Annotated in this window: 17 protein-coding genes, 1 tRNA gene and 2 rRNA genes (1 of these 20 running past the window's edge); 8 read left to right on the forward strand and 12 right to left on the reverse strand. The window is 58.0% G+C overall.

Annotated elements, in window-relative coordinates:
* Position 1 precedes the first annotated feature (1 nt).
* Complete coding sequence (locus tag ACR3E7_RS13300) at positions 2-1,198, forward strand: mannitol dehydrogenase family protein (protein ID WP_480503591.1); 1,197 nt, start codon at positions 2-4, stop codon at positions 1,196-1,198.
* Positions 1,199-1,204: 6 nt separating this feature from the next.
* On the opposite strand, the gene ACR3E7_RS13305 is transcribed toward ACR3E7_RS13300, so the two are convergent.
* From ACR3E7_RS13305 to ACR3E7_RS13340, 8 genes are all read right to left on the reverse strand, one after another.
* Positions 1,205-2,086 carry a DMT family transporter gene (locus tag ACR3E7_RS13305; RefSeq protein ID WP_480503592.1) on the reverse strand — a complete coding sequence of 294 codons (882 nt, stop codon included), beginning with the start codon at positions 2,084-2,086 and terminating at the stop codon, positions 1,205-1,207.
* Between the two features lie 3 nt (positions 2,087-2,089).
* Positions 2,090-2,977, reverse strand: a complete 888-nt coding sequence (locus ACR3E7_RS13310; protein WP_480503594.1) for an NAD(P)-dependent oxidoreductase — start codon at positions 2,975-2,977, stop codon at positions 2,090-2,092.
* Between the two features lie 62 nt (positions 2,978-3,039).
* Complete coding sequence (locus tag ACR3E7_RS13315) at positions 3,040-4,044, reverse strand: Gfo/Idh/MocA family protein (RefSeq protein WP_480503595.1); 1,005 nt, start codon at positions 4,042-4,044, stop codon at positions 3,040-3,042.
* Between the two features lie 68 nt (positions 4,045-4,112).
* Positions 4,113-5,060, reverse strand: a complete 948-nt coding sequence (locus tag ACR3E7_RS13320; protein ID WP_170770807.1) for a phytanoyl-CoA dioxygenase family protein — start codon at positions 5,058-5,060, stop codon at positions 4,113-4,115.
* 10 nt (positions 5,061-5,070) lie between these two features.
* Positions 5,071-6,693 (reverse strand): TRAP transporter large permease, encoded by a 1,623-nt coding sequence (locus ACR3E7_RS13325; RefSeq protein ID WP_480503597.1) that lies wholly within the window; start codon positions 6,691-6,693, stop codon positions 5,071-5,073.
* The gene (locus ACR3E7_RS13330; protein ID WP_237215826.1) at positions 6,693-7,535 is read right to left on the reverse strand and encodes a TRAP transporter small permease subunit; all 843 of its coding nucleotides are present in this window, start codon (positions 7,533-7,535) and stop codon (positions 6,693-6,695) included. Before ACR3E7_RS13330 ends, ACR3E7_RS13325 begins: the two co-directional genes overlap by 1 nt.
* 16 nt (positions 7,536-7,551) lie before the next feature.
* Positions 7,552-8,721 carry a mandelate racemase/muconate lactonizing enzyme family protein gene (locus ACR3E7_RS13335; protein WP_480503598.1) on the reverse strand — a complete coding sequence of 390 codons (1,170 nt, stop codon included), beginning with the start codon at positions 8,719-8,721 and terminating at the stop codon, positions 7,552-7,554.
* A 79-nt stretch (positions 8,722-8,800) separates the two neighbouring features.
* The gene (locus tag ACR3E7_RS13340; RefSeq protein ID WP_170770814.1) at positions 8,801-9,814 is read right to left on the reverse strand and encodes a TRAP transporter substrate-binding protein; all 1,014 of its coding nucleotides are present in this window, start codon (positions 9,812-9,814) and stop codon (positions 8,801-8,803) included.
* A gap of 194 nt (positions 9,815-10,008) precedes the next feature.
* Between ACR3E7_RS13340 and ACR3E7_RS13345 the strand changes: the two genes are divergently transcribed.
* Entirely contained in the window at positions 10,009-10,659 is a 651-nt protein-coding gene (locus ACR3E7_RS13345; RefSeq protein WP_170770816.1) for a GntR family transcriptional regulator, read from the forward strand.
* Here ACR3E7_RS13345 and denD read toward each other — a convergent pair.
* Positions 10,656-11,624 (reverse strand): D-erythronate dehydrogenase, encoded by a 969-nt coding sequence (gene denD, locus ACR3E7_RS13350; RefSeq protein WP_170791526.1) that lies wholly within the window; start codon positions 11,622-11,624, stop codon positions 10,656-10,658. The genes ACR3E7_RS13345 and denD overlap by 4 nt on opposite strands.
* Positions 11,625-12,216: 592 nt before the next feature.
* Between denD and ACR3E7_RS13355 the strand changes: the two genes are divergently transcribed.
* From ACR3E7_RS13355 to ACR3E7_RS13380, 6 genes are all read left to right on the forward strand, one after another.
* On the forward strand, positions 12,217-14,016 hold the full coding sequence (locus ACR3E7_RS13355) for an IlvD/Edd family dehydratase (RefSeq protein WP_480503600.1): 1,800 nt from the start codon (positions 12,217-12,219) through the stop codon (positions 14,014-14,016).
* A 55-nt stretch (positions 14,017-14,071) separates the two neighbouring features.
* Positions 14,072-14,995, forward strand: a complete 924-nt coding sequence (locus ACR3E7_RS13360; RefSeq protein WP_480503601.1) for a 2-hydroxyacid dehydrogenase — start codon at positions 14,072-14,074, stop codon at positions 14,993-14,995.
* A gap of 16 nt (positions 14,996-15,011) precedes the next feature.
* Complete coding sequence (locus ACR3E7_RS13365) at positions 15,012-15,602, forward strand: LysE family translocator (protein WP_480503602.1); 591 nt, start codon at positions 15,012-15,014, stop codon at positions 15,600-15,602.
* Between the two features lie 121 nt (positions 15,603-15,723).
* On the forward strand, positions 15,724-16,542 hold the full coding sequence (locus tag ACR3E7_RS13370; RefSeq protein ID WP_480503603.1) for a phytanoyl-CoA dioxygenase family protein: 819 nt from the start codon (positions 15,724-15,726) through the stop codon (positions 16,540-16,542).
* A 72-nt stretch (positions 16,543-16,614) separates the two neighbouring features.
* Positions 16,615-17,124, forward strand: coding sequence for a redoxin domain-containing protein (locus tag ACR3E7_RS13375; RefSeq protein WP_480503604.1), 510 nt, complete (start codon positions 16,615-16,617; stop codon positions 17,122-17,124).
* A 107-nt stretch (positions 17,125-17,231) separates the two neighbouring features.
* Positions 17,232-17,489, forward strand: a complete 258-nt coding sequence (locus tag ACR3E7_RS13380) for a hypothetical protein (protein WP_480503605.1) — start codon at positions 17,232-17,234, stop codon at positions 17,487-17,489.
* 157 nt (positions 17,490-17,646) lie between these two features.
* Here ACR3E7_RS13380 and ACR3E7_RS13385 read toward each other — a convergent pair.
* The 3 genes from ACR3E7_RS13385 to ACR3E7_RS13395 form a co-directional block, all read right to left on the reverse strand.
* A tRNA-Met gene (locus ACR3E7_RS13385) sits at positions 17,647-17,723 on the reverse strand.
* Between the two features lie 51 nt (positions 17,724-17,774).
* A 5S ribosomal RNA gene (rrf, locus tag ACR3E7_RS13390) occupies positions 17,775-17,889 on the reverse strand.
* A gap of 189 nt (positions 17,890-18,078) precedes the next feature.
* Positions 18,079-19,408: ribosomal RNA gene (locus ACR3E7_RS13395) — 23S ribosomal RNA — on the reverse strand (it continues 1,497 nt past the right edge of the window).

The following is a 19,408-nucleotide window of genomic DNA, read 5'->3' on the forward strand; positions in this document are numbered from 1 at the left end:
TATGGGGCTGATACTGCATTTCGGCCTCGGCAACTTCGCTCGTGCGCATTTGCTGGACTACACCGATCAGGCGCAGGGCTGGGATTTGGTCGGAGTCAGCTTGCGGTCTACAGCGATCCGGGACGGGTTGGCGCAGCAAGGGTTTGACTATGACCTGTGCGTGCAGGGTCAAGGTGTCCGGCGCATCCGGGTTCTGCGCGATGTTCTGACCCTACCCGATGACCGAGACGCGATTTTCCAGGCCATGGCTGAGGCAGATATCATCTCGGCCACAGTGACCGAGAAGGGCTATCATCTGGACAGCGCAGGTCGGTTGCAGTTGGACGATCCGGCCATCGCCTCTGATCTTACAGGGCAAGGCCCGTCGACCCTGATCGGATTTCTGGCCTTCGGGCTTGCGGGGCGCAATAGCCCGGTATCGGTGCTGAGTTGTGACAATCGGGTGGGCAACGGCGACGCCCTGAAAACGGCCGTTGCTGATTTCGCCGCGGCCGCAGGGCTGGATCTGAACTGGGACAGGCTGAGCTTTCCAAACGCGATGGTTGACCGGATCACTCCGGCGACCACGGATGCGGTGCGCGCCATCAGCGGCGATCCCATGGCCGTCCCGACCGAAGCGTTCTCGGAATGGGTGATCGAAGACAACTTCGCAGGCCCGCGCCCCGACTGGCCGGGCGTGCAATTCGTCAAGGACGTCGCTCCGCACGAATTGCGCAAATTGCGAATGCTGAACGGTGCGCATTCGCTGCTGGCCTACGCGGGGTTGGGACGTGAGCTAACCTATGTGCATGAGGCGATCCGCGACCCTGTTCTGCGTCCGCTTGTACAGGATTTGATGGCCGATGCCGGAAGAACGCTGCCAGACGAGGTACAGGATCAGGTCCCAAACTATGCCGCCGCCTTGATTGCCCGGTTCGAGAACCCCGAACTCGCCCACCGACTGGATCAGATCGCGATGGATGGCAGCCAGAAACTGCCTTACAGGTTCATCCCCACCCTGCGCGAGACCGGATCAGAAGCGGTGGCCGAAGGGGTGCGGGCGTGGATTGCCTATTGTGTGTCAGAGACCGCCAAAGGACGCGCGTTGAACGATCCCTTGGCAGCAGACATCGCGCGGGCGACCCAGCAGGATGAGCCGGACAAAGCGCTGTTGCAGATCATAGGAGCGCAAGATGTGTTGGCTGCGGTGCGGGGATAAGGGCCGCTATCGCTTCTCCCGTTTCCAGATGATCAGCCCGGCGCCCATGATCAGCGCAGCCCCAGTCAGCGTGCTGGCGTCCGGCACGGTATTGAAGAACAGATAACCCCAGATCGCCATGTAGATCAGGAAGGAATAGGTAAAGGGCATTAACTGGTTGGCGGTGCCAAAGCGATGCGCGTTTGTCAGCAATTGGTGGCCGCCCCATCCGAAGACGCCCAGTCCGATCAGCACGATCATGCTCCACAGGTTTTCGGGCTGGATCCAGAACCACACCGCAAAAGGCAACAGGACAACTGTTCCGGTGAGGCCCAGATAGAACTGCATCGTATCAACCGACACGACCCCGGACAGCCGTCGGGTCATGATCGAATACAGCGCCAGTGCCGTCGCGTTATAGACGATCAGTAACATGGTGGGGTGGAACACCGCGCCAAAGGGGCGGACGATCACCAGGACGCCAACAAAGCCCAGAAGGATGGCAAACCACCGCCACGGCCCCACGGTTTCCTTCAGGACAAAGACCGACAGGAAACACACGATCACCGGGCTTGAGAACATGATCGCAGACACCGCTGTCAGCGGCAGGAACCGAAGGGCGTAGAAGTTGAACACCGTGGCCGAAATCAGCAGCAGAGCCCGGCTGATCAGTTGCCACGGATGATCGGTATGAAACCGGCTGGGCTGGAAGCCCCCCTTTGCGATGACACCCAGCGAGATCACAAAATGGCCCGCATAGCGCATAAACGCCAGTTGAAAGGCCGGAAATCCGGCGACGGCCAGCCATTTCGCCCCCAAATCGACAAAGGAAAACAGCAGCCACGCCAGAAGCATCAACACGATGCCCAGACGCGGCAAATCTGCGGTCGATCGGGCGGCGACGGCCATCGCCTAGGGTTTGAACCGGTTGACGTAATAGTCGACCATCTGGCTGACCATATCGTCCGCCTGACCAGTGTCGCGCGCATCGTTCAACGCGGCCAAGGTGCCCTGTGACATCACACTACTGACACCCGCATCGCGCGCCATTTGGTCGTAATACCCGATATCCTTAGCAGCGTTCTTGATCGCAAAGGCCAGTTGATTCGGGTCCTGATTAACGCCGTAGGCGGTGACGAAATCCATCATCCCCGAATGCAGTGGCCCCGCAGCCATCACATCGTACAACTGCTTGCGATCCACCCCAGCCACATCGGCCATGGCGAAAGCCTCGGCCATGGCATTGGCCACGGTCATGCCGAAGAAGTTGTTGATCAGCTTGATCGTGTGCCCCGAGCCGACGGCTCCAAGGTGGAACACGTTCTCACCCAGATCTTCGAGCACAGGTTTTGCGGTGTCGAAAGCGGCCTGATCCCCCGAGGCCATGATGTTCAGCTTGCCCTCCAGCGCGTGTGAGGGCGTGCGCCCCAGCGGTGCGTCCAGATAGCTGCTCCCGGCGGCAGAGACCTCATCCGCGAGGGTCCGCGTGCTGCCGGGCAGCGAGGTGCCAAAGTCCACCACAATGCCGCCGGGCTTCAAACCCGCAATCACGCCGTTTTCCCCGCGCATCCGCGCCTCGACCTGATCCGAAGTGCCCATGCACAGCATCACGATGTCACTGGCAGCGGCCAGATCTTTTGCGTTTTGTGCCTCAACCGCGCCGCGGGCGATCGCAGCATCCAGATGGGTGCGATCGCGGTTGCCCAGAACCGTGACCGCATAGCCCATGTCCAGCAACCGGTTGACCATGGCCCCGCCCATCAGCCCGAGGCCAATAAATCCAACAGAAGGTTTGCTCATGCGAATTCCTTTCCATCAATTCGTCTTAAGTGTCTCTGCGCCCATCCTTTGCGAGCGCGTGTTCAGGCCTGCACCGGCAAGCCCGCACTCTGTTTCGCCAACGCCTCTTCAATCCGGGTGGCGACCGCAAGGGTACGCGCGGCGTCGGCCACATCGATCAGCGGAGCGACCCCGTCCATCACGTCGAGAAAATGATCCAACTGCGCGTCCAGCGGCGCGCAGCTTTGGGCCGGTTTGTCGAACTCCACGCGCTCTGACGGGGTGCCCCAATCCTTGCCCTGCCACAGAGTCAGCGACGGGAAACTGATGGCCCCTCTTGTGCCGGTGATCCACATCATGTCCTGATGGGTGGTGCCGATATTGGGATTCTCGCCGATCCCGGCCTCAAACCCCCAGGGGCTGGGCGCGGTATCGGCGAAGCTGATGGTTCCCGTCGCCCCGTTTTCAAACGCAAGCGCCACCGCGCCGCTTTCAATCCTGTCCGTCCCGCGCAGTGAAGCGCCTCGCAAGGCGGCAATCTCGCTAATCTCGCCGATGACAAAGCGTAAAACGTCGATGTCGTGGACAAGATTGATCATCACCGGGCTGCCGCCCGAGGTGCGCCAGTTCTGTTCGAAATAAGCGTCCGGCTTTCGCATCGCCCATAAAAGCGAGACATTGATGACCCGCCCGATGACGCCCTCGGCGATCTTGGCCTTAAGATGTTGAAGGACTTGGTGATAGCGGCGATGGTGGCCGACCAGACTGCGGACCTGAGCCTGTTCAAGGGCACGGGCCAGCGCCTGCGCCTCGGCCACGGTGCCGGCAACGGGTTTTTCGATTAGCATATGCCATCCGCGTGCTGCCGCCGCCATGCCATGCGCGGCGTGCAGATGCGTAGGGGTGGCGATGATAACGCCGTCCACATCGTCCTGAACGTCATCCATACTGGCGAACCGGGTTGCGTCCACACGGATCGACATGTCCGGGTCAGCAAGCCCCACAAGATGACAGCCCGGATGTTGCTTAACGGCTTGGATATGGCGAATGCCGATCAGCCCGCCGCCAACGACGAGGATACGTTTCACTGCGCTGCTCCTGTTGCGCACGGCGTGGAGCCGTTATCTGCCAGAACAGATGTCATGTCCGGTTTCCCTCATGCGCAGAACGGAGAGGTCGAGTCCCACCGATGAATGTCGATATGCGGCTGGGTGGCCAGACGCGCGCGGGCGGCCTCCCAGTTCGAGCGACAGACACGCCAGTCGTGCAATTCGCGGTCAGGGTTGACGCGGGACCGGGCCACGAAATCCGGGAAATGCCCGCGCCCTGTGGGTTGCCCCGTCGCGCTGTAGCGTATGTCGAAGGACCAGCGGAATTGATCCGTGGTGTTGACCAGCGAGGCATGCGGGGTCAGAGGGTGAAACAGGACGATGCCTCCGGCTGTGACCGGCAGGGGGACAGCGGTCGTCTCATCCACAAACCCGTCCGCGATCCCGGTCTGGGTGCGCGCGCAATGGGGCAGGATGTCCTGATCCGGGGCTTTGGCCTGCACTTGCAAACAGCCGTTTTCGACCGTCGCATCGTTCACCGCGATCCAAACAGTGACCATGTCGGTCTGGTCCGCATCCTCCAGCGCAACAGCCCGGTCCTGATGCCAGTCCGTTGCAGTAATATGCGCGCGGATTTCATCATTTGCCAGCTTCCGCGCCGGAGGTTTCAGGCGCACGTGCTGAATGGGGTTGCTGGTCAGTTCCGAGCCGATCAGTTGCTCGACCACGTCCAAAAGCGGCTTGGCGGTCATCATCTCGAACACGGCGGGTCCGATGTGAAAAGGCGTATCGGCCATGATCCGGTCGCCGGGCAGAGAAATATCCATGGGCTGGAAATAGTCGCACCGGGCCTCGTAAGCGGCCAGCAGCTTGCCCCAGAAATCCAGACCCTCGGGGCTGGGCACCAGACCTTGCGCGAACCAGTCCGCATAAAGCCCATCCAGCAGGGTCGAGTATTCGTCGATCACCCGGTTCAGAATGTCAGGCGGAATAACGTCTGGCACGACCAGATAGCCATCGGTTTCAAAACGTGAGATTTGCTCTTGCGTCAGCATGGGTCGATCCTCACAACAGGATTGCGATGATATTGGGCCAGATCAGCAGCACCGAAAGCGCCAGAATCTGGATGCCGATAAAGGGCAGGAAGCCGCGGAAGATATCAGTCAGGCTGATATGCGGCGGGGCCACCGATTTCAGATAGAACGCGGCCGGTCCAAAGGGCGGCGACAGGAAGCTGACCTGCATGTTCATACAGAACACCACGCCGAACCAGATCGCTACGTGATTTGGCTGCAGCTGGCCGATCAGGCCGATCTCTTCGATGGGCAGGCGCAGCACGATGGGCAGGAAGACCGGGATGATCAGCAAGACGATCCCGACCCAATCCATGAACGCGCCCATGAACAGCAGGATCAGCATCATCACCAGAATGACCAGCATCGGTGGCAATTCCTGACCCACGATCAGATCAGCCACATATTGCGGTCCGCCCGCGATGGTATAGGCCCCCGCCAGCGATGCGGCACCAATCGTGACCCAGATGATCGTACCGGTGGATTTCAGAGTGCGCATAAGACTGTCCCAGACCAGCTCGAACGAGCCTTCTCCGCGCAGGATGGCGATGATCAGAACAGCGAACGCGCCCATTCCGGCAGCCTCGGTGATACCGGTGATGCCGCCGTAGATCGAACCCAGAACCACGCCGATCACAACCATCGGTGCGACCAGCCCTTTGCCCATATGCCAGCCAACGCGCGCGCGCTCTTTGCCGAAGACGAAGAAGATCAGCAGCAGCACAACAATGGTTATGCCTGCGAACCAGGGCAGGTAATCCGCCGTCCCGAACCGCGCGGGCTCACCCTGACTGGCGGCATTCGATCCTGACAGTTCGAAGAACGCGGCCCGGATGAACAGAACGGTGGAAAATCCGGCAACGACGATACACATGAACGCGGCGAACAGCTTGCGCTTTTCGGTCGGCTCGGGGTCGTTCGGGTCGGGTTCAGGCAAGGGGGCATCATCGGGTTTCAGCCGGGTGCGGATGATGATGTAGAGGATGATCATCGACGCCAGCATGAAGCCGGGGATGAAGGACGCGGTGAACAGCGACTTGATCGAGGTTTCGGTGATCAGACCATAGATGATCAACACGATTGACGGCGGGATCATCGTCCCCAACGAGCCCGACGCACAGATCACACCGATGGCGAGGTTCTGGTTATACCCCAGCCGCAACATCTGCGGCAGGGCGATCAGGCCCAGCAGAACGACCTCACCCCCGATAATCCCCGACATCGCCGCCATGATCACCGCCATGATCGAGGTGACGATGGCAATCCCGCCCCGCGTCCGCGACAACCAGATATTGAGCGAGGAATACATGTCCTTGGCGATCCCCGAGCGTTCCAGCAGAGAGGCCATGAAGATGAACAAGGGCACGGATATGAGCACGTAATCCGTTAAGAGCCCGTATATTTTCTGTGCCAGAATATAGAGCGGCCCCGTCCCCGGCCTGCCGGTCAGCAGCCCGTCGCCAAAGGAAAATGGGTTGAGCAGCAGGTTGGGCTCGAATTTCAGCACCAATACAAGAACCGCCAGCGAGGCCGAGGCCAGACCCAGCGGCATCCCGATGGCCAGCAAGACGATAAGTGCGACCATCAGGATCAGTGAGATTGTTCCAATATCCATCAGTCTTGCCCCACTGCTTTTTTCAGCATTTCAATCTCTTCTTCATCAGGTTCGTCAGTGTGAATCTCGGGTTCCTTGTTCCAATCCGAGATCAGGTTCACGACCGCCTGAAACGCCACCAGCGTAATGACGATCAGCACCATTGGTTGCAGGGTCGCCGGGATCGGCGGGTTGAAAGCCGAGCCGAACAGCTCCCATTTATACAACTTGTTGACGAAGACCTGTTTGTAGCTGCCATAGACAAGGAAGAAGGCGAAAAGCACGATCAGAACGGTCGAGATCGTGTCGAACACCCGTTGCAGCCATCGTGGCACGGCGTCGTATAGCAGGAAAATACGGATGTGGCTGCGCTGCTGCATCCCGTAGTAGCCAGACATCAGGAAGACGAAGCTGGCGAACCACAGGGTCATCTCGTTGGCCCATTCGGTGGGTTTTTCCAGAATGTAACGCAGGAAGACCTCGTAAAGCATCACAATGGTCATGATGGCGATCATCATCATGGTGACGCGCCCAATGAACAGGGCAAATCGGTCGATGGCGCTGAGCCCGCCATACTCCATTGCAGCCGGGCGCACGGTTCGGGCACCGATCACCGCAAGTATCGGAGTCAGGATCAGCGCGAGCATGTCAAAAATGTCGATATGTCCGCCGAAGATGCCAGCGGCATTTGGCGTGATGTCGGCGCGCAGGTAAATCTCCTGCACCTGAGACTTCAATGATTCCGAAGTGTAGGGCAGCCAATCCAGCAGAAAGGCAGGCAGGTGCCAGACCAGCCAACTGGCCGTTCCGACAAAGGCCAAGGGTATCAGCCATTCAATAATTCCGCCCGTGGATTTCTGCATTTCCTGCCCCCTGTCGTTATGTCCTGGCCCGGAAGTGATCTATGAAGTCGCGGTCGGGCTCGACGCCGATGCCCGGCCCGGTCGGAACCGCGACACGGCCTGCGTTAGCTTTGACCTGACCCTGAATGTCCAAAGGAACGGTCAGCAGATCGTCCCGGAATTTGTTGTCCGTGGTGTCAAACTCCAGCATCGGCTCCCACGGGTGCAGGCCGCCCGGCATCGGAGGCATTGCCGCCAGCAGATGCAGGTTTGTGGAAACGGCAATTGCGCTGCCCCAGACGTGATTGACGACCGGAGTGAAATGGGCGTGGCACAAGGCCAGAATCCGCAGATACTCGGATACGCCACCCAAGGCGCAAACCTCGGGCTGGGCGATATCCAAGCCACGGCTTTCCAGCAGAGTGCGCCACGACCACCGATTGAACACCGCCTCGCCCCCAGCGATGTTGGTTTTCAGCCCTTTGCGCAACTCGCGGTATCCGTCGGTATCCTCGGGCGCGACAGGCTCTTCAAACCAATAGGCTCCAAGCTCGTCCAGAGCGCGTCCCACATAGAACGCATCCGACGTGGTATAGGCGTGGTTGGCATCGACCATGAACCGGAAATCGTCGCCGACACCGCGCCGCACGGCCTGACATAGCTTGACGTCTGGTTCGGGGCCAAAGCCGGTTTTCATCTTGGTGGCGACAAAGCCCATCTCTTTGATCGCGGCTGCCTCGTCCGTAAAGCGGCGCGCCAGATCATCGACGGGTTCATCGCGCAGCATCATACCGTAGCCATAACAGGGGACCGAGCTGCGATGCGCCCCACCAATCAGCTTGTGCAGCGGCAGGCCCGCCACTTTGCCAGCGATATCCCAAAGAGCGATATCCAAACCCGAAAGGGCCTGAAGGGGCATGCCACCCTGCCCATGATCTCGCAGAAGGTTGTAGACCTTGTGCCAGATCACGTCGCGGTCCATCGGATCCGATCCCAGCACCATGGGCTGGATCACCTGTTCGACAATGGTTTTGTTGGCAAGAGCGACCGTACCGGGGCCGAAACACTCGCCCCATCCGGTAACGCCTTCGTCGGTCTGAACTTCGACCAGATGCGCGCTGCGCTTGTCGTAATATTGCTGCGAATAGCCCAAAACCTCGGGCATGTCGTAGCGCAGGACGTGACTAATGATCTTGGTGATTTTCATTCGACATACGTCCCTGAGAAAGGTCCGGAAAGGCCACGGATCGCAGCCTTTCCGAAGGATCGTCTCAGCATGACGCCGATTATTTCATCGCACCCATGTCTTTCAGGAACGCAATGTGGCTTTCCAACAGCGCCTTGGCTTCGGGCGTGGTGGCGAACTCGGTCCAGCCAACCTGAACGGCATCGCGGTAAGCGGCCAGGTCTTCCGGGGTCCATTCATACAGCTGGATACCCTGGGCGCGCAGGTCTTTGGCGGTTTGCGCGTTCTGCACCTCGTTGATCGTGGCGTTGTGCAGGGCCAGGCTGTCCATCGCGACCTCGATGATCTTGCGATGATGCGCGGGCATGGATTCCCAGACATCCTTGCGGCAGGCCAGGTGATCCGCTGGCATCGAGTGGAAGCCCGGGAAGTTGGTGTGACCCGCGATCTCATACAGACCCAGACCCACGTTGTTGGTCAGGTTCGCCGCGTCGGCACCGTCGATGATGCCGGTTTCCAGCGCCGTGAAGATCTCGTTAAAGTCCATCACGATGGGCGAGGCACCCAGCTCGGCGAACACTTTCGTGGCCAGACCCGGAGGCGAACGGAATTTCCAATCCTTGAAGTCTTCGACCGTTGCGATCGGTTTGGTCGAGGACAGCGATTCCGGTCCCGGAATCCACCAGCCGACGAATTCCATGTCATAGCCGTTATACAGCTCGTTCAGCGCATCGCGGCCACCGCCATGCAGCAGCCATGCCATCTGCTGATAGGGGTTCTGATAGCCACCCAGCAGATCGCCTGCGAATTGGAATGCGGGGTTCTTACCGGTCTGATAGCCGCCACCCGTCATATCGCAATCCAGAATGCCCGTTGCGGCGGCGTCGAATGTCTCGACCGATTTGACGACGGACGAGGAATAGAACATCTCGACCTCGATCTCACCGTTGGACATTTCGGTGATGTCCTCGATGAACTTGGCCGCCATCTTGCCCGACAGCTGTTCCGGCGAGAAATGGGTTTGAATGCGCAGTTTTGTGGTTTCGGCAGCGGCGAATGTCGCGGCCATGGTCGTGGCTACGGCCACAGCGGCCGCGGTCGTCAATAATTTCATATTGTCCTCCCAGACGTTGAGCGTGGCGTGCTGAAGGTTTCTAAGCCCTCTCTTGAACGACGCTGCCTGACGTTAGGACGCCGAATCGCATGCGACAAGTAAAATGTGAAATTGAGCGTAATTTCGAGATTATTGCCCAAAAACGAAATTAGGGATAGGAAGAGCGAAGGGTAACGTTCAGGACAACTCTTTCGATGACCGCTGAAGTCGATATTTATCAAGATCTTAAGGTGCGGCTGATCTCGAACGGATTCGAACACGGGGCCAAGCTTCGGGCGGAAGACTTGCGAAAAGAATACAAGTGCTCAGCCAGTTCGGTCCGTGAAGCCCTGTTCCGGCTTGCTGCTGTGGGCCTTGCAGATTTTCAGGAACAACGCGGGTTCCGCGTGCCGCAACGCGCGCCCCAGAAGTTGATCGAACTGACCCATGTCCGCATTCTGCTGGAAGCAGAGGGAACCGCATTGTCGATCCAAAACGGCGGCGTCGATTGGGAGGCACGCCTAACCGCAGCTCATCACAAACTAAGTCACATCGAAAGGCGCATCCGCGACAAGGACGATCCGAGTGACCTGATCGATATCTGGTTCGCCGCCGAGAAAGAGTTTCATGAAACTCTGATTTCAGCCTGCGGATCAGAGACGCTGAAACAAATGCATGGACGCGTCTATGCGCAATTCCGGCAACAATTGATGGTCGCGGATCGCCGGTTCGAATTCATTTCGATGAATATCGAACATCACGCCAATATTCTTGAGGCTGCGCTTTCAGGCGACCCGAAGCTGACCCAACAGAAAATACACGACCACCTGAAACGGCACCTGACCGGCGAAACGCTGGACGCTTAGAAATTCAGGTCATCTTCCAGATAAATTCGGATGATCTCTTCAAAACTGGATTCGGCCCTGAAACCAAGATTCAGCGCGCGGTCGGTTTGAAAATCGCGTGGCCAGTTCTTGACAATGGCTTCGATGGCCGGGTCCGGCACGTGTTTGATCCTGTCCACGGCCTCCTGCCCTGCCACATTGCGCAGCGCCTCGATCTGTTCGGCGACCGTGCAACTGATGCCGGGCATATTCAGCGCATGGCGGCCCTGCAAAAGTCGGATTTCCAGATCGGCAGCATGGGTCAGGAACTGGGCCGCTGACCGAGGGCTGGCGTGCCAGTGGCGAACGGTATCGGCGACCGGCAGGATCGCCTCGGCACCGTTCAGCGGCTCACGGATAATGCCCGAGAAGAACGATGAGGCCGCAGCATTGGCCTTGCCGGGGCGCACGCACAGGGTCGGCAGGCGCAGCGACAGGCCGTCGATATAACCTTTGCGGCTGAAATCCGTAATCAACAACTCGGACGCCGCTTTCTGCGCGCCATAGCTGGTCAAAGGTGCCGACAGGAATTCGTCGTCGATCTTGTCCGGGAAGGGCGCCCCAAATACGGCGATGGAAGAGGCAAATACAAACCTGGGCCGGTATTCCCCTTCAGATGCGTCATGTTCAACTTTCAGAGCGTTCAGTAGCGCCCATGTGGCCATCAGATTGACATCCCAACCCAAGGCGAAATCCGTTTCCGCCTGACCTGACACAATAGCTGCGAGGTGAAACACCAAATCAGGCCGACGGGCCGCCAAATCCTGTGCTGTGCCCATCGCAGCAATATCGCCTGCTATCTGCGTGCCAACGACCCCGTTGGGCGGAAAGGATTGATCGAACAGCGTAAGTTCGACGTCAGAACCAAAAACCTGCTCGGTCCGGATGCGCTGCGCCAGTTTCTGGCCCAACATTCCGCCGCCACCTATGATCAGTATCTTTTTCACGTGATACGCCCCCGTTCCGTTGCTTTAGTTTCTTAGACAAAGCCACGTGATCCAATGCGGCTTCATCCTTTTCTTCAATCAAGTTGTCAAAACAGCCGCACGGTGATCAGAGCACGTGGCGATTTTTGCACTTTTCCCGGTGACGGTCTGGGCCGCCGAATCTACCAAAAACAATTAGTTTTCCTCCAAGGGCCGTACCATTCCGGTCAGCTGTTCCAGATTGTCTGACGAATAGAGCCCAGCACCCTGACCCCAAGCTGGGCCGCGATTGATCCTTGCTTCATTCGCCAGTTCCTTTTGGAGCGCCTGCCCGGCGCTCTATTGTCACATTTCCCGGCGCGGCAAATGATAGCGCTAATAATTCTTACTTTGAGGTCTTTTTGGCACTATTAAGATTGAAAATCCATTTTCGATTCGTCTTCATAATCTCGAAATCATGGAAAGTTTCGAAAGGGTTCAAATCAAACCAACCCGATAGTGCCTAGCTGCGAAAGCGCTGGCACCGGGCACGCAATTCGGTTTGCGGTATTTTGCGCGGAGAAATCGCGATGACCACAAACCAAACCGATCAAAAGGACAGGGAATTCGGCCGATGACAAAAAAGATAAACAAAGAAGACCTGCGATCGCGCAAATGGTTTATGAACTCCGAAAACCTCGAGATGACAGCGCTGTATCTTGAGCGGTACCTGAATTACGGCCTAACGCGGGAAGAGCTTCAATCCGGCAAGCCTATCATCGGGATCGCCCAGACCGGTAGCGACCTGAGCCCTTGCAACCGGCACCATATCGAGCTGTCCAAACGTGTCCGCGACGGCATCATTGCGGCCGGCGGCACCTGTATCGAAATCCCTGTTCACCCGATTCAAGAGACGGGCAAGCGGCCCACAGCATCGCTGGATCGTAACCTGGCCTATCTGTCGCTGGTGGAGAGCCTCTATGGGTATCCGTTGGATGGTGTGGTTCTGAATATCGGCTGTGACAAGACCACTCCGGCGCTGCTGATGGCGGCGGCGACGGTAAACATCCCCGCGATTGCACTGTCGGTCGGCCCAATGCTGAACGGTTGGTGGAAGGGCAAGCGCGCCGGATCCGGCACCGTGATCTGGTCCGCGCGCGAAGACTTGGCGGCGGGCAATATCGACACCGATGAGTTCATGGATATCGCCGCCGCTGCCGCCCCGTCCGTTGGCTATTGCAACACCATGGGCACTGCGACAACGATGAATTCTCTGGCCGAGGCGCTGGGGATGCAATTGCCAGGATCAGCAGCCATCCCGGCCCCTTATCGTGAACGTGGCCAGATCAGCTATGAAACCGGGCGTCGGATCGTCGAAATGGTATGGGAGGATCTGCGCCCCAGCGATGTCATGACCCGCGAAGCCTTTGAAAACGCCATCGTCGTGAACTCGGCCATTGGCGGCTCGACCAACGCTCCGATCCACCTGAACGCGGTTGCCCGCCATCTGGGTGTGCCGCTGGACAATGACGACTGGCAAAATTTGGGCCATGACGTGCCGCTGCTGGTCAACCTTCAGCCAGCAGGTGAGTATCTGGGCGAAGATTACCAACATGCGGGCGGTGTTCCCGCCGTCATTGGTGAATTGATCGCCGCCGACATGCTGCCGCATCCCAATGCGGTGACGGCCAATGGCAAGACGATGGGCGAAAACTGCGCGGCGCGCCGGTCGTTGAACGATGACGTCATCAAGCCGGTCAGCGCTCCGATCAAGGAACAGGCCGGGTTCATCAATCTGTCGGGCAATTTGTTCGAGAGTGCGATCATGAAGACCTCGGTCATTTCGCCCGCCTTTCACAAAGCCTATCTGTCAAACCCCGAGGACCCCAACGCATTCGAAGGGCGCGCGGTCGTCTTTGATGGCCCCGAGGATTTCCACCACCGCATTGACGACCCATCCGAGAATATCGACGCCAATTGTATCCTGATCATGCGCGGGGCTGGCCCCAAGGGATATCCGGGCGCGGCCGAGGTGGTGAATATGCGACCGCCGTCCTACCTGTTGAAACAGGGTATCGAAGCGCTTCCCTGCATCGGCGACGGGCGGCAGTCGGGCACTTCGGGCAGCCCCTCGATCCTGAATGCGGCGCCCGAGGCGGCGGCTGGTGGCGGCTTGGCTCTGGTCCAGAACGGTGATCGTCTGCGCATTGACTTGGGCAAGGGCACGGCCGACATGCTGGTGCCGCTGGACGAATTGAACGAGCGCGCCCGCGCATTGGAAACCAATGGCGGCTATGAAATGCCACCTCACCAGTCACCGTGGCAGGAAATCTTCCGCGAAAAGGTGGATCAGCTGGATCGCGGGATGATCCTGAAAGGGGCTGAAAACTACCGCGACATCGCCCGCAAATTCACCCCGCGCGATAATCACTGACACCTCTCGGCGGGGCGCAAACCCCGCCCATTCACAAATAAAAAGGTGCGCCACGATGCCCGACCTCCTGCAAATCGGAAATATCACCGAGCGGATGCAATCCCGCCTGTCTCCGGCCTTCAAAATTCATCAGTTGGATCAATACGAGGCCGCAGACATCACCCATGTCATCACAAACGGGCATGCCGGTATCCCGACCGATCTGATGAGGTCTTTGCCAAGCCTCAAGGCGATCAGCGTCTATGGCGTCGGCTATGACGCGGTTGATGCCAAGGCTGCCGCGCAGCTGGGTATTGTCGTAACCCACACCCCCAATGTGCTGAATGACGAGGTCGCCACAACCGCCGTTCTGCTGATGCTGTCCTGCTACCGCGAGCTTGTGCGCGACGATGCCTATGTCCGGTCTGGTCGGTGGGAGGCTGAAGGCAACGCGCCCCTGACCCGTTCGGCTGATCGTCAAAAGATCGGTATTCTGGGCCTGGGCCGCATCGGTCAGGCGATTGCGGACAAGCTGGCCCCTTGGTCGCCCGAAATCTCTTACCATTCACGCAGCCAAAAGGATGTACCTTATCAGTATTTCGGCTCCTTGGTGGATATGGCCGCGCATGTGGACGTTTTGATCTGCATCACGCCGGGTGGGCCCGCGACGAACAAGTTGGTCAATGCCGAGGTGCTGAAAGCCTTGGGCCCGGCAGGCACGCTGATTAACGTCAGCCGAGGCTCGGTTGTGGACGAAACGGCCCTTATCGAGGCGCTGCAACAGGGCGATCTGGGCTGGGCCGGATTGGACGTGTTCGAAAAAGAGCCACACGTGCCGCAAGCGCTACGCGATCTGCCGAATGTCGTATTGCTGCCACACGCCGGAAGCGCGACGGTTGAAACCCGCGCCGCCATGGGCGACCTGACCGTCGATAACCTGCTGCAACATCTGCAAGACGGATCGGTTTTGACCCCGGTGCCGGAATGCCAGAACTTCTAGCAGGCCACGCCGGCGCATGATCGAGTTCATCGTTGCGGTCTTTTTCCTGCTGATCACACCTGGTCCCGGCGTGCTGACAACGGCGGGGATCGGTTCGGCCTTTGGGTTTCGCGCTGGCTTTGCGTTTGTCGCCGGGTTGATGCTGGGCGGGTTCATCAACATGCTGCTGGTGATCTCGGGCGTTGCCGCTGTGGCCTTGGCTTTGCCCTTCCTGAGGACAGTGTTGCTGATCGCGTCGGTGAGCTATCTGGTGTTTCTGGCATGGCGCATCGCAAGTGCCGGGTCGCGTGTGGGATTTGCGCCTGCTGCGACGCCGCTTGGGTTTCTGAACGGGCTGACGCTGCAATTCATCAACCCTAAAGCCTATGTCGTCAGCACTGCGCTGTTTTCCGGGTTCGCCTTTTTGCCCGACGCCCCGATCTGGGAGGCAGTGATCAAGATCATCCTATTCAACCTGATCTGGGTGCCCGTGCACCTGATCTGGCTCAGCGCCGGGGCGAAACTTGGCAGTTTGGATATCAGCGAGACGTGGCACCGTCGGATAAACCTGGCAATGGCGGCCTCGTTGCTGGCGGTGGTTGGGATCGCCCTGGTTTCGGCCGTCTGAATGCGACCGGTGTCTTGGGATACGCCATGCAAATGCGGCCTGCGGGAACCCGCTTTGGACAAATTTACTTGGTTGAAGGAATGATATTTGGTCAAGTGATCCGAGACAGAACAGGATGACAATGCGAAACGAAACTCTCGACATACGCGGTGACTATGAAAAGAACGGATATGTTTCGCCGCTGGATATTCTGACCCCAAGCGAAGCGCAAAGGTTGCGCGACGACTTCGAAAGGGCCGAAGACGCAGTTTCGGGCGACAGCCAGCGACTGAAACTGCTGTATTCCTATCCCGATCGGCTGATACCCTCTTTTGATGCGTTATTGCGCCATCCTAATGTGATTGCTGCAGTCTCGCCTGTTCTGGGCCCCGATCTCATGGTCTGGAGCGGCGCCCTATTCGTTAAAGAAGCGCGGTCGCCCAAAATTGTCTCGTGGCATCAGGACCTGACATATTGGGGTTTGGACGATGCGCAGGAAGTCACATGTTGGGTGGCCCTCTCAGAGGCGTCCGAGCAAAGCGGCTGTATGCGGTTTGTTCCCGGCAGCCACCAGAACCGTATCGTCCCTCATGTGGACACTTTCGATGAGAACAACCTGCTGTCGCGCGGACAGGAGATAGCGGTGAATGTCGACGAGGCTGACACGGTTGCCGCCGCGTTGCACGCTGGTCAGGCCTCGATCCACCACGGCCATCTGTTTCACGCTTCGGGCCCCAACCAAACCAATGATCGCCGGATCGGCGCCGCCCTTCGGTTCATCAAACCGTCGATGAAACAAAAGAATGGCGCGCGTACTCTGGTCGCGCTGGTTTCAGGCCAGGATGAATTCGGACATTTCGAAATTGCGCCCGCTCCACAGGGGTTTCTGCATGAAGACGATTTTGCCTTATGCCAGCAGGATGCCGACAGAAAGAAGGAAATCCTGTTTGAAGGCGCCTAAAACCGGGCAGGAAGGCCACCGTTTTCGCTGGGGTGAATCTGACAAGGCGCAAAATGTGAGGGGGAAAATAAAATGACAAAACCAAATGTTGGCAAACAGGTTACTCCGACCAGTTTTGCGCATGTGGATGGCGGTACACGGGCGATTGGCACAGCAACCGATCGTTGGACAATGTTGTTTGTCTATCGCGGTCGGCATTGTCCTCGCTGCAAACGCTATTTGAACAAGTTAAATGCACGGCTGGCCGATTGGACCGATCGGATGAATGTCATTGTGGTCTCGGCCGATTCTCTGGACAAGGCTTTGGCAGACCGCGATGAGTTCGGATGGAATTTCGATCTATGTTATGGGCTTACAGTCCCGCAAATGCGCGATCTGGGCCTGTATGTCTCTGAACCCCTGTCCGAGGCGGAAACCTCGGATATGTTTGCCGAGCCTGGGACATTCGCAATCCGACCAGATGGCAGTTTGATGCTTGTAGACATCTCAAACGGTCCGGCAGCACGCCCCGATCTGGAGGAACTATTGGACGGAATGATCTTCAACATCGATAATGACCGTCCCGTCAGAGGCACCGCGTAACCGCGATCTCAAGTGACCCATCAGGGTGGTCAAATTCTCTTTTTTTGTCCTCGCGACCACTGGCCCAGTCCGTTAAGTCTGTCTATGGCTCTTCCCGCGGGGGTGATGTGAACGCGCCGCTCTCCGAGCCTGCGTTTTCACCGGTGCGACTACACCCGAACCTGTCCGAGCTCTATCGCTCCAATGTTGCTAGTCTTGCACATGCGTTATCGGACCCGTCGATCCTCACAGGAGCTTTGGATATCATCCGGGTCCTTATCGAACGGGTCACGGTCCTGCATGAGAGGGACGGCGTTCAGATCGAACTCCAGGGTGCCGTGGCAGCGATGATTGGGTTGGCCCAGAATGAACTAAAGTCGCCGTGAGGCGGCATGTTCGGCATTTTGTTAACCGTGTTGGTTTCTGGAGTATGCTTTGGCGCACTTGCTTTGAGGTTTTGAGCCTGACGCGGTGGCGACGTTAAGCACTTGATCCGGGGGATCAATTTTAGTCTGACCGGGCTGTGTAGGGGATTTCTGACGCTGGTTGCGGGAGCAGGATTTGAACCTGCGACCTTCAGGTTATGAGCCTGACGAGCTACCGGGCTGCTCCATCCCGCGTCAGAGTCAGATTTGTTTTCATCGTGTTAGAGAGAATTGGGCTTTTTCTAGGTTTGGCGGTGACCTACTCTCCCGGGGCTTAAGCCCAAGTACCATTGGCGCGGCAGTGCTTAACTTCCGGGTTCGGGATGGGACCGGGTGTTTCACTTGCGCTATGACCACCAAACCGAGGAAAAGCCCTCGGTCGACTTTCTTGCTGTGCAAGAAAGCGACCATGCGGGAGGCAGCGTCTTTTGTTTACAAAAGGCGCGTTCCCGCACGGTTATTTAATCAACCAACATCGCGGCTTGGCGCTGCGACGCTGTCCTTTGTCAAGATTGGTGTATGCTTTGGTCTTGTCTTTCCATTACTGGATCAAATCAAGCCTATCGGGCGATTAGTACCGGTCAACTGAACGCATTACTGCGCTTACATCTCCGGCCTATTGACGTGGTGGTCTTCCACGGCCCTCAGGGAGACCTTGTTTTGAGGGGGGCTTCCCGCTTAGATGCCTTCAGCGGTTATCCTGTCCGATCATAGCTACCCAGCACTGCCGTTGGCACGACAACTGGTCCACCAGTGGATCGTTCACCCCGGTCCTCTCGTACTAGGGGCAACTCCTCTCAAGTCTCCTACACCCACGGCAGATAGGGACCGAACTGTCTCACGACGTTCTAAACCCAGCTCACGTACCTCTTTAAACGGCGAACAGCCGTACCCTTGGGACCTGCTCCAGCCCCAGGATGAGATGAGCCGACATCGAGGTGCCAAACACTGCCGTCGATATGGACTCTTGGGCAGTATCAGCCTGTTATCCCCGGCGTACCTTTTATCCGTTGAGCGATGGCCCTTCCACTCGGGACCACCGGATCACTATGGCCGTCTTTCGACTCTGCTCGACTTGTCAGTCTTGCAGTCAGGCTGGCTTCTGCCATTGCACTCAACGAGCGATTTCCGACCGCTCTGAGCCAACCTTCGCGCGCCTCCGTTACGCTTTAGGAGGCGACCGCCCCAGTCAAACTACCCGCCACGCAGGGTCCCGGATCCGGATAACGGACCGCGGTTAGACATCAAGAGTGCGAAGGGTGGTATCTCAAGGGAGGCTCCACAGGTACTTGCGTTCCTGCTTCAAAGCCTACCACCTATCCTGCACATCACAATCCTGATGCCAGTGCGAAGCTGTAGTAAAGGTGCACGGGGTCTTTCCGTCTAACCGCGGGAAGCCTGCATCTTGACAGGCAATTCAATTTCGCTGAGTCGATGTTGGAGACAGCGGGGAAGTCGTTACGCCATTCGTGCAGGTCGGAACTTACCCGACAAGGAATTTCGCTACCTTAGGACCGTTATAGTTACGGCCGCCGTTTACCTGGGCTTCAATTCAAGGCTCTCACCTCTCCTTTTAACCTTCAGGCACCGGGCAGGCGTCAGACCCTATACGTCGTCTTGCGACTTCGCAGAGCCCTGTGTTTTTAATAAACAGTCGCCACCCCCTGGTTTGTGCCCCCAGCCCCTAGTTGCCTAGGAACCGGGCCTCCTTCTCGCGAACTTACGGAGGTATTTTGCCGAGTTCCTTCAACATCGTTCTCTCAAGCGCCTTGGTATGCTCTACCAGTCCACCTGTGTCGGTTTAGGGTACGGTCTGATGGAGGGCTATTTCCAGGAACCACTCAGCAGCCCAATCAATCCGATAAGATTGAACTACACCT

The organism is Ruegeria sp. BK1 (assembly GCF_056535645.1).

Bases quoted from the DNA above. Each gene is read 5' to 3' on its own strand.
- ACR3E7_RS13300 (WP_480503591.1), top strand. From the start codon at position 2: ATGGGGCTGATACTGCATTTCGGCCTCGGCAACTTCGCTCGTGCGCAT.
- ACR3E7_RS13305 (WP_480503592.1), bottom strand. From the start codon at position 2,086: ATGGCCGTCGCCGCCCGATCGACCGCAGATTTGCCGCGTCTGGGCATC.
- ACR3E7_RS13310 (WP_480503594.1), bottom strand. From the start codon at position 2,977: ATGAGCAAACCTTCTGTTGGATTTATTGGCCTCGGGCTGATGGGCGGG.
- ACR3E7_RS13320 (WP_170770807.1), bottom strand. From the start codon at position 5,060: ATGCTGACGCAAGAGCAAATCTCACGTTTTGAAACCGATGGCTATCTG.
- ACR3E7_RS13325 (WP_480503597.1), bottom strand. From the start codon at position 6,693: ATGGATATTGGAACAATCTCACTGATCCTGATGGTCGCACTTATCGTC.
- ACR3E7_RS13330 (WP_237215826.1), bottom strand. From the start codon at position 7,535: ATGCAGAAATCCACGGGCGGAATTATTGAATGGCTGATACCCTTGGCC.
- ACR3E7_RS13335 (WP_480503598.1), bottom strand. From the start codon at position 8,721: ATGAAAATCACCAAGATCATTAGTCACGTCCTGCGCTACGACATGCCC.
- ACR3E7_RS13340 (WP_170770814.1), bottom strand. From the start codon at position 9,814: ATGAAATTATTGACGACCGCGGCCGCTGTGGCCGTAGCCACGACCATG.
- ACR3E7_RS13345 (WP_170770816.1), top strand. From the start codon at position 10,009: ATGACCGCTGAAGTCGATATTTATCAAGATCTTAAGGTGCGGCTGATC.
- ACR3E7_RS13355 (WP_480503600.1), top strand. From the start codon at position 12,217: ATGACAAAAAAGATAAACAAAGAAGACCTGCGATCGCGCAAATGGTTT.
- ACR3E7_RS13360 (WP_480503601.1), top strand. From the start codon at position 14,072: ATGCCCGACCTCCTGCAAATCGGAAATATCACCGAGCGGATGCAATCC.
- ACR3E7_RS13365 (WP_480503602.1), top strand. From the start codon at position 15,012: ATGATCGAGTTCATCGTTGCGGTCTTTTTCCTGCTGATCACACCTGGT.
- ACR3E7_RS13370 (WP_480503603.1), top strand. From the start codon at position 15,724: ATGCGAAACGAAACTCTCGACATACGCGGTGACTATGAAAAGAACGGA.
- ACR3E7_RS13375 (WP_480503604.1), top strand. From the start codon at position 16,615: ATGACAAAACCAAATGTTGGCAAACAGGTTACTCCGACCAGTTTTGCG.